At 68.9% G+C, this 13,008-nt stretch carries 15 protein-coding genes and 2 pseudogenes; 4 read left to right on the top strand and 13 right to left on the bottom strand.

Translation table 11 applies throughout. The features are described from left to right. Positions 1-212: pseudogene (locus FV217_RS23555) on the top strand (ATP-dependent metallopeptidase FtsH/Yme1/Tma family protein); the annotation flags it as partial. A 20-nt stretch (positions 213-232) separates the two neighbouring features. Here FV217_RS23555 and FV217_RS23550 read toward each other — a convergent pair. The 4 genes and pseudogenes from FV217_RS23550 to FV217_RS20330 all read right to left on the bottom strand — a co-directional run. Further along, positions 233-382, bottom strand: a pseudogene (locus FV217_RS23550) (ATP-binding protein); the annotation flags it as partial. A gap of 53 nt (positions 383-435) precedes the next feature. After that, the gene (ybgF, locus tag FV217_RS20340) at positions 436-1,437 is read right to left on the bottom strand and encodes a tol-pal system protein YbgF (protein WP_147819308.1); all 1,002 of its coding nucleotides are present in this window, start codon (positions 1,435-1,437) and stop codon (positions 436-438) included. A 292-nt stretch (positions 1,438-1,729) separates the two neighbouring features. Next, the gene (gene pal / locus FV217_RS20335) at positions 1,730-2,233 is read right to left on the bottom strand and encodes a peptidoglycan-associated lipoprotein Pal (protein WP_147819306.1); all 504 of its coding nucleotides are present in this window, start codon (positions 2,231-2,233) and stop codon (positions 1,730-1,732) included. 309 nt (positions 2,234-2,542) lie between these two features. Then, a complete protein-coding gene (locus FV217_RS20330; RefSeq protein WP_147819304.1) occupies positions 2,543-2,905 on the bottom strand; it encodes an Hpt domain-containing protein in 363 nt (120 codons plus the stop codon). A 105-nt stretch (positions 2,906-3,010) separates the two neighbouring features. Here FV217_RS20330 and FV217_RS20325 point away from each other — a divergent pair, with 105 nt between their 5' ends. After that, positions 3,011-3,409: a response regulator gene (locus FV217_RS20325; protein ID WP_147819302.1), complete on the top strand. Its 399-nt coding sequence runs from the start codon at positions 3,011-3,013 to the stop codon at positions 3,407-3,409. Here the strand turns inward: FV217_RS20325 and FV217_RS20320 are convergent. Further along, a complete protein-coding gene (locus FV217_RS20320; protein ID WP_238231556.1) occupies positions 3,392-4,330 on the bottom strand; it encodes a WcbI family polysaccharide biosynthesis putative acetyltransferase in 939 nt (312 codons plus the stop codon). The two genes, FV217_RS20325 and FV217_RS20320, sit on opposite strands and share 18 nt — an antisense overlap. A gap of 136 nt (positions 4,331-4,466) precedes the next feature. Between FV217_RS20320 and FV217_RS20315 the strand changes: the two genes are divergently transcribed. Beyond that, positions 4,467-5,534, top strand: a complete 1,068-nt coding sequence (locus tag FV217_RS20315) for a GSCFA domain-containing protein (protein WP_147819300.1) — start codon at positions 4,467-4,469, stop codon at positions 5,532-5,534. Positions 5,535-5,562: 28 nt separating this feature from the next. Here FV217_RS20315 and FV217_RS20310 read toward each other — a convergent pair whose 3' ends face one another. From FV217_RS20310 to flhA, 8 genes are all read right to left on the bottom strand, one after another. Next, positions 5,563-6,207, bottom strand: a complete 645-nt coding sequence (locus tag FV217_RS20310; RefSeq protein ID WP_147819298.1) for a hypothetical protein — start codon at positions 6,205-6,207, stop codon at positions 5,563-5,565. Beyond that, the gene (locus tag FV217_RS20305) at positions 6,207-6,653 is read right to left on the bottom strand and encodes a RusA family crossover junction endodeoxyribonuclease (protein ID WP_147819296.1); all 447 of its coding nucleotides are present in this window, start codon (positions 6,651-6,653) and stop codon (positions 6,207-6,209) included. The genes FV217_RS20310 and FV217_RS20305 overlap by 1 nt, the downstream gene beginning before the upstream one ends. A 51-nt stretch (positions 6,654-6,704) precedes the next feature. Beyond that, a complete protein-coding gene (hemC, locus tag FV217_RS20300; protein WP_147819294.1) occupies positions 6,705-7,634 on the bottom strand; it encodes a hydroxymethylbilane synthase in 930 nt (309 codons plus the stop codon). A gap of 93 nt (positions 7,635-7,727) precedes the next feature. Further along, positions 7,728-8,111, bottom strand: a complete 384-nt coding sequence (locus FV217_RS20295; protein ID WP_147819292.1) for a helix-turn-helix domain-containing protein — start codon at positions 8,109-8,111, stop codon at positions 7,728-7,730. Positions 8,112-8,113: 2 nt separating this feature from the next. Continuing rightward, positions 8,114-8,410, bottom strand: coding sequence for a type II toxin-antitoxin system HigB family toxin (locus FV217_RS20290; protein WP_147819312.1), 297 nt, complete (start codon positions 8,408-8,410; stop codon positions 8,114-8,116). A gap of 63 nt (positions 8,411-8,473) precedes the next feature. Further along, positions 8,474-8,773 (bottom strand): antibiotic biosynthesis monooxygenase family protein, encoded by a 300-nt coding sequence (locus FV217_RS20285; protein ID WP_147819290.1) that lies wholly within the window; start codon positions 8,771-8,773, stop codon positions 8,474-8,476. A gap of 98 nt (positions 8,774-8,871) precedes the next feature. Next, complete coding sequence (locus FV217_RS20280; RefSeq protein WP_147819288.1) at positions 8,872-10,197, bottom strand: type III PLP-dependent enzyme; 1,326 nt, start codon at positions 10,195-10,197, stop codon at positions 8,872-8,874. Positions 10,198-10,468: 271 nt separating this feature from the next. After that, the gene (gene flhA, locus FV217_RS20275; protein ID WP_147819286.1) at positions 10,469-12,607 is read right to left on the bottom strand and encodes a flagellar biosynthesis protein FlhA; all 2,139 of its coding nucleotides are present in this window, start codon (positions 12,605-12,607) and stop codon (positions 10,469-10,471) included. A 183-nt stretch (positions 12,608-12,790) separates the two neighbouring features. On the opposite strand from flhA, the gene FV217_RS20270 reads away from it, so the two are divergent. Continuing rightward, positions 12,791-13,008 (top strand): general stress protein (locus FV217_RS20270; protein WP_348641978.1); only part of this gene is annotated, 218 nt, incomplete at its 3' end.

Genomic DNA, 13,008 nt, shown 5'->3' with positions numbered 1-13,008 from the left:
CCTACAGCCAGCTGCTGAACGACGCCGATTCCGGAAAGATCCAGTCGGTGGTGATCGCGGGCCAGGACGTCAGCGGCTCCTATGTCGGCGGCGGCAATTTCTCGACCTACGCCCCGAACGACCCGCACCTCGTCAGCTGGCTGCCGATCCTCGTCTTCATCGGTGCCTGGATCTTCCTCATCTTACATATGCAGTGTGGTGCGGGACGGGCGACTGCTTTGTATTCGCCGGCAGCTTCCGGCCGGAGACCGTGATCGACGGTGGCGACCGCGAGGGCGATGCCGCCGCCGGCTGCGGCCGCCGCATGCAGCAGCGCCGTCGAATCGGGACCGCCTGATACCGCGAGCAGGACGCCACCTGCTGCAGCTGGATCGGGGATCAGGTAGGGGACGAGGGCGCGGGCGAGCCTGTCGCCGCCGCCATCGTCCGAAGAGGTCACGCGGCGCAGCGCGCGCGCTTCTGCTCGCGCTCCACGCCCTGGCGGACGGTGGCCGTGGCGCTCGGATACTTGCGCTCGATCTCGGCCAGCGTCGCGCAGGCCTGGGCTTTGGCGCCGAGGGCATTGAGCGAGGTGCCGAGTTTCAGCATCGCCTCCGGGGCCACGGCCGATCCGGCGAAGTCGGTGGAGACCTTCAGGAACTGCTCGGCAGCCTCGCGCGAGCGGTTGCGCTGCAGGTAGCTCTCGCCAAGCCAGTACGTCGCCTTCGGCACCAGCTTGTCGCGCGGATGCGACTGGATGAACTGGCGCAGGCTCATCTCGGCCTGCTCGTATTGGCGGCCCTGCACCAGCGCGTAGGCCGCTTCGAAATCACCCTTGGCGTCGCCGCTGCCGGTGGCGGCGATGCTGGTCGAGGGCTGCGGCTCGATGGCGCCCGTGGTCGGGACGGCAGGCGGCGGCGACAGATCGACCGGCGCGCCGGGGCCGGCATCCGGGTCCTCGTCGGCGCCTTCGTAATCGACCGGGGCCGGAAGCTGACGCGGGGCCACGGCCTCGCGGGTCACCGGCGACGGCAATGCAACGGGCGGCGGGCTTGCGAGCGGGGCCGAGGGGGCGGCCATGCCGATCTGACGCGGAGCGCCCGGCGCACTCGGATTGTGCTCGGGGTCGAAGGCGTCGCCGCGCTTGCCGGGGCGGCCCTCGCCAGGGTTCGTGCCCGAGGTACCGGGCGCGGCGCTCGGCGCACGCTTCGGCGCCCCTCCCCCACCCTTGCCCTCCTGCAGGCGGAACTCGACGTCCTCCTGGAATTTTCGGAGTTGCTCCTTGAGCTGGCGGTTCTCGTACTGCAGCGTTTCGATCTGGCCCGAGAGATTGCGCGTGACGTTCTCGACGCGGTTCAGGCGCACGACCACATCCGCCGCGTCCTGCGCACGGGCCGGAAGCCCCGCTGAGACGAGGCCGATCGCGACGGAGGAGACGAGAAGCAGGCGACGGAGCATGGCGTGGGGCACCGGTCGATGAGCGTGTGCGCGGGATCGCGGATCGCCCGCGCGCCGTAACAGAAGCCCCGTCATGCGGCAAAACGCGGGCCGCAGGATTCTGGCTCTGGGATTTAGCCTACGACACTGCGGCTTCCAGGTGCAGGTGCAATCCATCAAGCCTGATCGCCGTCATTCCGGGGCGCCGAAGGCGAACCCGGAACCCATGACTGGGCTCGACGCCCCGCTACAGCGGCGCATCTCAGGCGGGTTCCGGGTTCCGCTTCGCGGCCCCGGAATGACAGAGGCAGTCTCAGGAGCCGGCGCGGCCGCCATCGAGGACGCTCACGGAGCGGCGGTTCTGCGACCAGCACGAGATGTCGTTGCAGACCGCCACCGGGCGCTCCTTGCCGTAGGACACGGTGCGCATGCGGTTGGCGCCGATGCCGCGCGAGGCGAGGTAGTCGTTGACCGTCTGCGCGCGGCGGGCGCCCAGAGAATAATTGTATTCGCGGGTGCCGCGCTCGTCGGCATGGCCCTCGATCAGGAATGTGTAGCGCGGGTAGCGCTGCAGCCAGGAGGCCTGCTTGTCGAGGGTGGCGGTGGCGGTGGGCGTCAGGTCCGTCGAGTCGGATTCGAAGAAGACGCGATCGCCGACATTCACCACGAAGTCCTGGGCACTGCCGGGCGTGGCCGCGCCGGCGCCGAAGGCTGAGGCGTCCGCGAGGTCCTTATCGTTGGAGCAGGCTGCGACGCTCAGCGCCGCGCAGAGCGCGACGGCAAGCGGCAAGGCACGGAAGCGTGCGGGTCTCGACATGGTCTCGTCTCCTCGCGCGCTCGGAGCCAGTGCCGGCCGCGCCAAAAATGCTTCGTCCCGACCGTTTTAGGCCCATGCGGTTAAGCGAAGGTTCGATCAACCTTGACGAGAGCTTTCCGTGTGCCGGTTCGGGGCCGAATGCGGTGTGCAGCCGCACCCGCCATCCCGATCCGAACACGTCGCCGGTCCATCTGAACCGCTTCGTGGTCTTCGCGCGACATTGCGGCGGGCCGGCGGCGCACACGGTCTCCGAAGAGTGTCGGCGACCCGTGCCGCGGCCTGCTGTTGCGTCGCAACAACAGACGTCGATCAAGCGCTGCCGGCGCGCAGTTTCGCGATCACCGGCCGTGCCCGCGCGGCTTCCGCCTGCGCGTCCTGCAGCGGCCCGGCGAGGTCGCCGCCGTCGAGGCAGGCGCGTTCCAGCGCCATGCATGCGCGCGACAGGCTCGCGAAGCCGAGGGTGCCGCTGACCGAGACGAGGGCGTGGGCGTTGGCGCCGAGGCCGACGGCGTCCTCCGTCGTCCTCTCCAGGCGCAGCACGATCTCGTCATCGAGCCCACCGAGCAGGTACGCGAGCCGCTCCTGTCCGAACACGTCCGCGAGATCGGCCAGCGTCTCGGGATCGCAGACCGTCGTATCCGCGCCGTCCGATTGCCGGCCCGCCTCGTTCATCATCCGCTCCGCCTTCTTGGAATCGCTACGCTATTCGCCGGGCGTTAATCGAACATTAACCATTCCGAAGCCGTCATGCGACTTCCTGAAGCCGGGTCTGAATCGATGGCTGCCGCGCCGAGCGTCCTCATCGTCGAGGACAATTATCTCCTGCTCGATATGCTTACGAGCCTGTGCGAGCAGCAGGGAATCATCGTGCTCGCCGCGTCGAGCGGCGAAGCGGCGCTGACCATGCTGCGCCAGCGCGCCGACGAGATCGACTGGCTGTTCACCGACATCAGCCTGCCCGGCCTCATAGACGGCTGGGAGGTCGCGAGCGCCTATCGCGAGCGCCATCCGCGCCGACCAGTGATCTACGCCTCGACGGTCGCGCAGATCGAGCGGCGCACGGTTTCGGGCAGCATCTTCGTGCACAAGCCTTTCCAGGTCCGCGAGATCATCTCGCTCGCCCGCATGATGGCCAGCGCCGTTGGCCAGGACGATCTGCTACGCGCCGCCGGCTGAGGCGAACAGCGCGCGGATTCCGGGGTCGGCGCGCCATGCCGCGATGCGAGCGCAGACCAGCCGCTCCCGCGGCAGCCGCGCATAGACCGCGAAGCTCTCCGAGACGAAGCCCGGCAGGTCGAGCATTCTCGGCGGCCGGCCCCGGACAGGCCTCGCCCGGAACAGGGTCTGCGCCGGCACGCCGTAACGCTCCGCGATGGCCGGGTAGACCGGCCACATCGCCTCGTCGACCAACGTGTCGGGCAGGTAATCCTCGACCCTCAGATCGAGCGGCTTCAGGCCAGCCTCGGTGGCAAGGCGCCGCGCGATGTCGCCGAGCACCGGAAGCCTGGGGTGGTGGGCGTCGTGCATGAAGCAGCCGCGCCGCGACCAGCGGGCGAATTCCGGCTCCAGCCCGAACTGCATCTCGCGCGCCGCGGCGAGCAGGTGGGCAGCCCCCTCCTCCCAGGCCCGGCCGTAGCCGAGCCGCTCGAACACGGCGTCGGTGTAGAGCCCGAGCGTCGCCGTGACGCCGAGCCCTTCCAGGAAACCGCAGAGCGCAATCGCCGAATGCGAGGGACCGAGAGGCCCATGCACCAGCGTCGACAGCCGGAGGCTCGCCACGTCTCCGACATAGACCAGGTCGGGGTGGAAGGCCGGGAAGACGATCGTCGGAAAAAGCCGCAGATGCGGCACGCGCGTCTGCAAGGCGAGCACGTTGCCGCCGGGCAGGAAGCCGCCGGGGAAGAAGTGCGAGAAGACGTGGTCAGCACCGCGAAGATGGCGCACGAGGCCGTCGAGGTCGCGGAACTGCCGCGCCAGGCGGCCGATGGCATGCGTCTCGACCCGCGCGTCGGGCAGCAGCAGGCGCAGCACCTGCGCCGTGCCGACGGCCTGGCAATTGCCGATGACGGCGATCCGCGGCCCGCTGCGCTGCGGCACATGCGAGCGGGAGCGCCACGGTGTCGCCCAGGATGGGATCGAGAAGGTCAGGGCGGTCGACGCGCCGAGCTGGTCCGGGTCCGGGCTGCGGCGTGACTGGGCCTGCTGCCGTTGCGGATGAGGAGACGGGTCGATCGTGGCGACGAACCCCTACAGCGATCTACCGGCCGAGCGATTCTGGCGCAAGGCCGTGGTCAACCTGCCGCCCTTCGCGGTCGATCCGCGACCGAAGGCGGCGTTCTCGATCGGTCCGAACGATCGCGTCGCCACCGGCGGCTCCTGCTTCGCCCAGCGCGTCGCCGAGGCCCTGCGCGAGGCCGGCTTCAACTATTACGTCACCGAGACCGCGCCCGAGGGCACGCCCCGCGCCGAGGCCGAGGCCCGCCAGTTCGGCACCTTCTCGGCGCGGTACGGCAACCTCTATTACACGCGCCAGTTCGTGCAGCTCTTCGACCGGGCGTATGGCCGGTTCGAGCCCGAGCTGAAATCCTGGCAGCGCGAGGACGGGCGCTTCGTCGACCCATTCCGCCCGACCATCGAGCCGGCGGGTTTTTCCAGCGAAGCTGAGGTGATCGCCGCGCGCGAGACCCATTTCGCGCAGGTGCGCCACCTGTTCGAGACCCTCGACGTGTTCGTGCTGACGCTCGGCCTCACCGAGGGCTGGCGCTGGAAGGCCGACGGGGCGGCGCTGCCGCTGGCTCCTGGCGTCGCCGGGGGCAGCTTCGACCCCGAACTCTACATCTGCGTCAACGCCGGTGCGGCCGAGGTGCTCGGCGACCTGCGCGGCTTCCTCGAGCGGCTGCGCAGCGTCAATCCTGGCGCCAGGGTGATCTTCACGGTCTCGCCGGTGCCGATGATCGCCACCTACATGGACCGCCACGTGATGGAGTCGAACAGCTACTCGAAATCCGTGCTGCGGGTCGCGGCGGGCGAGGCCTGCGACGGCTCGGACCCGAACGCGGTCTACTTCCCGGCCTACGACGTCGTCACCAGCAACGTGAATGCCGGGCGCTACTACAACGACGATCAGCGCACCATCAACGATGCCGGCGTGCGCCACGTGATGCGCTCGTTTCTCGCCACTTTCGCACCCGACCGCGCCGGAGCGCTGGCCCGTCCGGCGGCCTATGCGACAAAGGCCGAGTTCGTCGGGGTCTCGGGCGTGATCTGCGACGAGGAGGAGATCGAGCGCAGCGTGGCGTGAGCGTCCATGCCTGCGGTCCGATCGAACCTCAGGAGAGCTGCCTCAACTGCTCATACACATCGAATAAGTCCTTCAGCTCGGCGTCCGAAGGACGTTCATCGCTGCCCGATGCGGTGGCGAAGCGGTCCCTTCCGGCGATCGCTTCGAGGCAGCGATCGAGCAACGCGGACGGTAGGACGCCTCGGAATCCGAGGTCGAGAAACACGCTCTTGTCCGTCTTGTCCTTGACCTTGATCCTGTGGCTCGCGGCAATCTCGCGAGCGGCTTCGACGAGTGCCTGGGCGAGATACACGTAGGCGAGGTCGGTCAGCCCGGCCTGCGTCGCAGCGTTGACTTTCGCGAGCAGCCGCTCGTGTTCCGCCGCTATGTCGCCGACGGGCGTGCCGTCCCGATCGTCGACGACGACAAGTTCGAATCTCCAGCCGGATCGACCCGATACGCGTGCCGCCAATCCGACGAGATCGTTTGAGCCTTCGAGGGCGGCGCGCTGCTTCACCTCGATCACGACGTTGTCGAATGGGCTGCGCGCGATGATGTCGGGCGTCAGATCGTGCATGAAATCCGGCAACAGACCGGCATCCGGCCGCTCTTGGACCTCGTAACCGAGGATCTCGTATTTGCGTGCGATGCGCTTCTGCTCGCGCGTCTGGACGGCCCGGTCGACAGTCAACATCAGCCGAGATCCTCGCGATGAGGGCTACGCCAAAGTCGAACGTGCAGGAACTCGCGGCCGCTCGAAAATGCCAGGGCGAGAGGGATCGACATGTAGCGCACGGTAAAGCGCCCGCCGATGTCGCGCCAGTTGGACGTCACGTCCTTCACCTGTCGATCGTTCTCGATCACCACACCCTGAAGCGCGTCCTGAATGGGTTTCAGCAGGTTGTCGCGGTCGGCGATGCGGCGTTCGGAATAATGCGTCACACGCAGATCCACATCGCCACGAAACAGCTGGCGTTCGGCGGACCATGCCTCGGCCGCGGCTGAGGCGACGCTCGCCTTCCATGCGGCGAGGAGGCCGCGATTGATCGCCTGCGCGGAGACCGGTCGCCCGACGACGCAGAACTCGAATTCCGGCGGCCGCTCGTCATCGGTTCTGTTCCGGTTCGGTCGGGCTGGCATTCCGTAAAGGCCCCCCGTTCCGTAACGGATCCGACGCCGAAGCCCGCGCCTCTACTGCAGGTGCTTGAAATACGTGTCGCCGGCCGCGCGCTTCAGTTCGGCTCCGGCGTCCTGGCCGATCGCCGCTGCGTCGCTCGCGGAACCTTCGCGGGTCACTGCCCAATGCTGGCTGCCGTCGGGCAGGAAGAGCAGGCCGTCGAGGGTGAGGCGGTCGCCGTCGATCCGCGCCAGCGCCGCGATGGGCGTGCGGCAGGAGCCGTCGAGTTCGGCGAGCAGGCCGCGCTCGGCGTCGAGGGCCGTGGTGGTCGTGGCGCAGGCGATGGGGGCGAGCAGCGTGCGGACTGCGTCGTCTCCGGCCCGCGTCTCGATGCCGAGCGCCCCCTGCGCCACCGCCGGCAGCATCTCGTCGACCGAGAGCACGCTGCGGGCGACGTCCTCCATGCCGAGGCGCTGGAGCCCGGCGAGCGCCAGCAGCGTCGCGTCGCACTCGCCCGCTTCGAGCTTGCGCATCCGGGTGTTGGCGTTGCCGCGCAGGGGCACGATCTTGAGGTCCGGGCGGCGCATCAGCACCTGCGCAGCGCGGCGCAGCGACGAAGTGCCGATCCGCAAACCGGCCTTCAGGTCCGCGAAGCCGTCGGCGCCGTTGGCCGCGAGGAAGGCGTCGCGCGGGTCGTCGCGTTCCAGGATGCAGGCGATGACGAGGCCGTCCGGCAGCCAGGTCTCGACGTCCTTCATCGAGTGGACGGCGACATCCACCTCGTCGGCGAACAGCGCCTGCTCCAGTTCCTTCGTGAACAGGCCCTTGCCGCCGATCTCGGAGAGCGGCCGGTCGAGGATCCGGTCCGCCACCGTCGAAACGACGACGATCTCGGTCTCCAGCCCTGGATTGGCCGCGACGATCTTGTCGCGGACCATGCCGGTCTGGGCGAGCGCCATCGGGCTGCCGCGGGTGCCGATTCGGAGGGGTCGTGACAGGCTCATGCCAAGCGTCGTAGCCGACGCAGGCTCGGGCTGTCACCAGCCGACGTGCCCGGGATGGGCCTCACCCACGGGATCGTCACCGGATTGGTGCATTCAGGCCGCGTCGCGCGACACCCGATAGGGCCGCGCCAGCGCCGCGATCGGCAGGTGCCAAGCCTCGCTGATACGCCGGATCTGCTCCAGCGACAGGGCGCGCCTGCGGCTCAGGATCTCGGAGGCACGTGAGCGCGATCCGAGCAGGTCCGCGAGGTCTGACTGCGAGCGGCCCATCTCGGCGATGGCGAAGGTGAGAACCGCGACGGGGTCCGCGTCGGGCACGGGATGGTGCGTGGCCTCGTAGGCCTCGATCAGCGTCGCGAGCACGTCGAAGCGGTCGGCTTCCGGCGAGCCCGGAAGGGGCGCGGCCTCGAAGTACGGCGCGATCTCCTCGATCGCCCAGGTCAAGTCTTCGTCGTAGCGGATGGGGCGGATATCCATCGTCATACGGTCTCCGGATCGATGCGGTCGTATTCGGCGTGGGTTCCGACGAACTCGATGAGGATGCGCCCAGAAGCATAGGCGACGTGGACGATCAGCCGGTATTCGTTCCTACGAATGTCGAAGATGATTCGATTGTAGCCGACAAAATCGACGCCTTTCCCGAACGCCGCTTTCACATCGGCCGGCGTCGTCCACGCAGCCTTGCTCACGACGGTGTACCATTCGCGAAGCGGCTGCTCGGCCCGTGGGTTGTCGTGCCAGAATGCCTGGAGCGTCCGCTTCGCGATGATCTGCATGCCGGCACGCAAGCTCGTTCCCAATTCGGGAACAAGTGGCCGGCGATCGTGCGATGAGACGGCTCAGAAAGCCGCGAGCGTCAGTTCGGTATGCTCCACCTGCGGCGGGCTCTCGAAATATCGGGAGACCAGGGCGCGGTAATCCTGCCAGGGCTGCGACCCGGTGAAGTCCTTGGTGTGGGCTTCCAGCGTCTCCCACTCGATCAGCAGCCGGTAGCGCTGGGGCTTCTCGATCGAGCGGCGGACGGCGAAGCTGCGGCAGCCCGCCGCCGCCTTGAAGAGCGCCGAGGCCTTCGCGATGCCGGCCTCGAAATCGGCCTCGGAGCCCGGCTTCACGTCGATCTGTGCGATTTCGAGGATCATTCTGGGTGTCGCTGTCTGTTGGCCGGCTGGACCGCGATCATAACGCCTCGCCGTCGCGATCACAGTCCGTCTTCCCGGCCCGATCGCACACTTCCACGTCAGCCGCCGATGTCCGGCACCCCGAGCGGCGCTTCGAAACGGCCACGTGGGCGGATCTCGGTGACGCTCCCTCCATCCACCAGCACCTCCGCGGGCGTCGGATGGCTCAGAAACCCGACGGGGCTCGCCGTCAGGCCGTAGGCGCCCGACTGCAGGATCGCGATCAGTTCGCCCGCCTGGCAGTCGGGGAGTGCTGCATGCCGGGCGAGGGTATCGAGCGGCGTGCAGAGGGGGCCGACCACGGTGCAGGGTGCGGTCTCGCGGCCTCCCGGTCTGGCCGCGACGATCGGATAGTCGCGCTTGATCACCTGTCCGAGATTGCCCGAGGCGGCGAGGTGGTGGTGCATGCCGCCGTCGAGCACGAGGAAGCGCGTGCCCCGCGACCGTTTGGACGCGAGCACCTGGGCCGCATAGAGGCCGGCCGGGCCGACGAGGAAGCGGCCGGGCTCGATCACGACCTGGGCCTCGCGGATCAGCGGCTCCGCGCGCACGAAGGTCATCAGCTCTGCGACGCGCTGCTTCAGCCGGGCGAGATCGAGGGCGGTCTCGCCCGAGAAGTACGGGATGCCGAGGCCGCCGCCGAGATCGATCGTCTCCAGCGGCCGGCCGAGATGCCGGGCGGCGCGCAAGGCGAGCCGCAGGCCGTGCAGCCACTGCCCGGCGAGCACGTCCGCATCAAGGATCTGGGTGCCCGCGAAGAGGTGGATGCCGGTGAGGCGCAGGGCCGGCTGAGCGGCGACCGCGTCGATGACGGCCTCGGTCTCCTCCTCGTCGAAGCCGAAGGGCGAGGGCTTTCCGCCCATGCGCATCGCCCCGCCCTGCGCGGCGGCGGACGGGTTGATGCGCAGCGCCACCGGCACCGTCCTGCCGAGAGCCGCGCCGATCGCGGCGACGCGGGCGATCTCTTCGACGCATTCGAGGTGGATCTCGCCGATGCCGTGCTCGATGACGTGGGCGAGTTCGTCCGGGCGCTTGCCGGGGCCGGCAAAGAGGATGCGCTCCGGCGCAGCGCCGGCGGCCCGCGCCGCGAGGTATTCGGCGGCCGAGGCAATCTCGATCCCTGCCCCCTCCCCCACGAAGACGCGGGCGACGGCCGGGTTCGGGTTGGCCTTGATCGAGTAGTAGATGCCGGCGAAGCCCGCGACGGCCTCGGCCAGCGCCCGGTAGGACGCGCGCATGCGCGCCGCGTCGTAGACGTAGAGTGGCGTGCCGTGGCGCTCCGTCAGCGCCGACAGCGGCACGCCGCCCACCGCGAGTTCGCCGTCCCGGGCGCCGAACGCGGCGGCGAGAGTTTCGGCCGGTGTGCTGCCCTCGGGCTGCGGCATTCACGATCCTGTCAGGCGGCGCGGATTAGGCGGAGCGGGTCGAGCGCCCGGATAGCAGACGCGGCCGCCCGGCTCCACGGACGCATCGCCGAAGCGAGACCGTTCGCGCAACCAACCTTGAGTTTACGCGTTCATCGTCAAGCTTAGCTTGGCTTTAATGCCACCGGATATGGTCATGACCCTCCTCGCGCTCCTCGTTTTCGGCAATCTCGTCCTGGCCGGCACCTTCTCCTGCGCCGCCATGCTGGCGGAGTGAGCCCGAAACCGCCCCTCAGACCGACCCCACCGTCCGCAGCCGCGCGCGGGAATGGATTTCCGCCTGGCTCATCACCGGCGTCTCGCGGCGGAAGCGCTCGATGATCGAGCGCACGAAGGGCCGTGACTGCACCGAGGTGACGAGCACCGGCATCTCACCCATGCGCGCGGCCTGCTCGAAGCGGTCGCGCACGGCGTTGACGAAGTCCGACAGCTTCGAGGGCTGCATGGCGAGGTAGCGCTCCTCGCGCTCGCCGACGATCGATTCCATGAAGGCCTGCTCCCAGGCTGGCGACAGGGTGATGATCGGCAGCGTGCCGTCCGGCCCCTGATACTGGGCGCAGATCTGGCGGCCGAGCCGGGCGCGGACATGCTCGACGATATCGCGCGGGTTCTTCACGTGGCCGGCGACCTCGGCGATGCCCTCTACGATGGCACCGAGATCGCGGATCGAGACCCGCTCGGACAGGAGCAGCTGCAGCACGCGCTGGATGCCGGTGGTGGCGATCTGCGCCGGCACGACCTCCTTCACGAGTTCGCCGTGCTCCTTGGAGAGCTCGCGCATCAGCTTCTGGACCTCGACATGGTTCAGGAGTTCCGAGACATGCGCCTTGATGGTCTCGGTGAGATGCGTCGAGATGACGGTGGCCGCGTCGACCACGGTGTAGCCCTTGAGCTGGGCCTGATCGCGTAAGGAGGCGTCGATCCAAGTCGCCGGTAGGCCGAAGGTCGGCTCCTGCATGTGCTGGCCCGGCAACTGGACCTGCCCACCCATGGGGTCCATCGCCATGAACTGGCCGGGGAACACCTGGCCGCTGCCGGCCTCGATCTCCTTGACGCGCACCACGTAGGCGTTGGCGTCGAGGGCCACGTTGTCGAGGATCCGGACCTGCGGCATCACGAAGCCGAGTTCGGCCGCGAGCTGCCGGCGCAGGGCTTTGATCTGGTCCGTCAGCCGGTCCTGCCCTTCGCCGTTGACGATGGCGAGGAGCGCGTAGCCCATCTCCAGCTTGAGGTCGTCGAGCTTGAGCAGGTCGGTGACGGTCTCCTCGGCCGGCGCCGCGCCGGGCAGGGGGGCCGGGGAGCCGTCCGCCTGCACGGGGGGCGCCTCGCGGTTGGTCTTGGCGATCCGCCAGGCGGCGTAGCCGGCGGCACCGCCGAGGGCGGCAAAGGGCAGCATCGGCATGCCGGGCAGCAGCGCGATCAGGCCCATGACGCCGGCCGACATGCCGAGCGCCTTCGGGTAGTTCGCGAGCTGCTTGCCCAGCGCCTTGTCGGCCGAGCCGCGCACGCCGGCTTTCGAGACGAGGATGCCGGCCGCCGTGGAGACGATCAGCGCCGGCACCTGGGAGGCGAGGCCGTCGCCGATGGTGAGTAGCGTGTAGGTCTTGGCGGCCTCGCCGAAAGCCATGCTCTGCTGCGCGACGCCGATGATGATGCCGCCGACCACGTTGATGCCGGTGATGAGCAGCGCCGCGATCGCGTCGCCGCGCACGAATTTCGAGGCGCCGTCCATGGCGCCGAAGAACGAGGATTCCTCCTCCAGCGCCGAGCGGCGGGCCTTGGCCGCCTTCTCGTCGATGAGGCCGGCCGAGAGGTCGGCGTCGATCGCCATCTGCTTGCCGGGCATGGCGTCGAGAGTGAAGCGCGCGGCGACCTCGGCGATGCGGCCCGAGCCCTTGGTGATGACGACGAAGTTCACGATGATCAGGATCGCGAACACGATGATCCCGATCACGAAGTTGCCGCCCATCACGAAGTGCCCGAAGGCCTCGATGACGTGGCCGGCCGCCGCCGTGCCCTCGTGGCCGTGGCCCAGGATCAGCCGGGTCGAGGCGAGGTTCAGCGCCAGCCGCAGCAGGGTCGCGACGAGCAGCAGCGTCGGGAAGACCGTGAATTCGAGCGGGTTGTCGATGAACAGGCCCGTCATCATGATCAGCACGGACATGATGATCGACACGGCGAGCAGCAGGTCGAGCAGCATCGCCGGCAGCGGGAAGATCAGCACCGTCAGGATGCCCATCACCGCGGTGGCGAAGAACAGGTCGGTGCGCCGGCCGAGGGCCTGCCAGTTCGCGCGGGTGGGCAGCGAGAAGCCGCCGAAGGCGGCGGTGCCGCTTCCGGCGCCGGGAGCGGCGCTCGCGATCTCGCTCATGATGGTCTCGACTGCCCCGGGTCCGCGCACTGCGTCGCAGGATCACGCCCGGCAAGATTTGCCGGGTGCGTGGTTAGCGCTCCGTTAACGAAAGCCGCGGACGCGCCCCGGAACCGATGCGCCGGGCGGTGGCTTGACCGGACAGCACCCCGCCAAGCGAACAAGAATTCGAGGAGCCGAGCCATGGCCGCACGCGCCATCACCGCCCTGTTCGACGACTACGAGGAGGCCGCCAAGGCGGTCGACCGGATCGAGGCGGAGGGGGTGCCGCATGCCGACATCGCCATCGTCGCGAGCAACGAAGGCGAGCGCCACCTCGGCCGCCTGCCCCCGGTCGCTTCGGCCTCCCGGCAGGAGAGCGATGCCGCCGACGGCGCCGGGGCCGGCGCGACGGTCGGCAC

The sequence above is a fragment of the Methylobacterium sp. WL9 genome (assembly GCF_008040035.1).
Lineage (GTDB): Bacteria > Pseudomonadota > Alphaproteobacteria > Rhizobiales > Beijerinckiaceae > Methylobacterium > Methylobacterium thuringiense.
This window is presented reverse-complemented; position numbering and strand designations above follow the sequence as displayed.

Bases quoted from the DNA above. Each gene is read 5' to 3' on its own strand.
- FV217_RS20295 (WP_147819292.1), bottom strand. From the start codon at position 8,111: ATGGATATCCGCCCCATCCGCTACGACGAAGACTTGACCTGGGCGATC.
- FV217_RS20280 (WP_147819288.1), bottom strand. From the start codon at position 10,197: ATGCCGCAGCCCGAGGGCAGCACACCGGCCGAAACTCTCGCCGCCGCG.
- FV217_RS20330 (WP_147819304.1), bottom strand. From the start codon at position 2,905: ATGAACGAGGCGGGCCGGCAATCGGACGGCGCGGATACGACGGTCTGC.
- FV217_RS20290 (WP_147819312.1), bottom strand. From the start codon at position 8,410: ATGCAGATCATCGCGAAGCGGACGCTCCAGGCATTCTGGCACGACAAC.
- FV217_RS20285 (WP_147819290.1), bottom strand. From the start codon at position 8,773: ATGATCCTCGAAATCGCACAGATCGACGTGAAGCCGGGCTCCGAGGCC.
- pal (WP_147819306.1), bottom strand. From the start codon at position 2,233: ATGTCGAGACCCGCACGCTTCCGTGCCTTGCCGCTTGCCGTCGCGCTC.
- ybgF (WP_147819308.1), bottom strand. From the start codon at position 1,437: ATGCTCCGTCGCCTGCTTCTCGTCTCCTCCGTCGCGATCGGCCTCGTC.
- FV217_RS20310 (WP_147819298.1), bottom strand. From the start codon at position 6,207: ATGTTGACTGTCGACCGGGCCGTCCAGACGCGCGAGCAGAAGCGCATC.
- FV217_RS20305 (WP_147819296.1), bottom strand. From the start codon at position 6,653: ATGCCAGCCCGACCGAACCGGAACAGAACCGATGACGAGCGGCCGCCG.
- hemC (WP_147819294.1), bottom strand. From the start codon at position 7,634: ATGAGCCTGTCACGACCCCTCCGAATCGGCACCCGCGGCAGCCCGATG.
- FV217_RS20325 (WP_147819302.1), top strand. From the start codon at position 3,011: ATGGCTGCCGCGCCGAGCGTCCTCATCGTCGAGGACAATTATCTCCTG.
- flhA (WP_147819286.1), bottom strand. From the start codon at position 12,607: ATGAGCGAGATCGCGAGCGCCGCTCCCGGCGCCGGAAGCGGCACCGCC.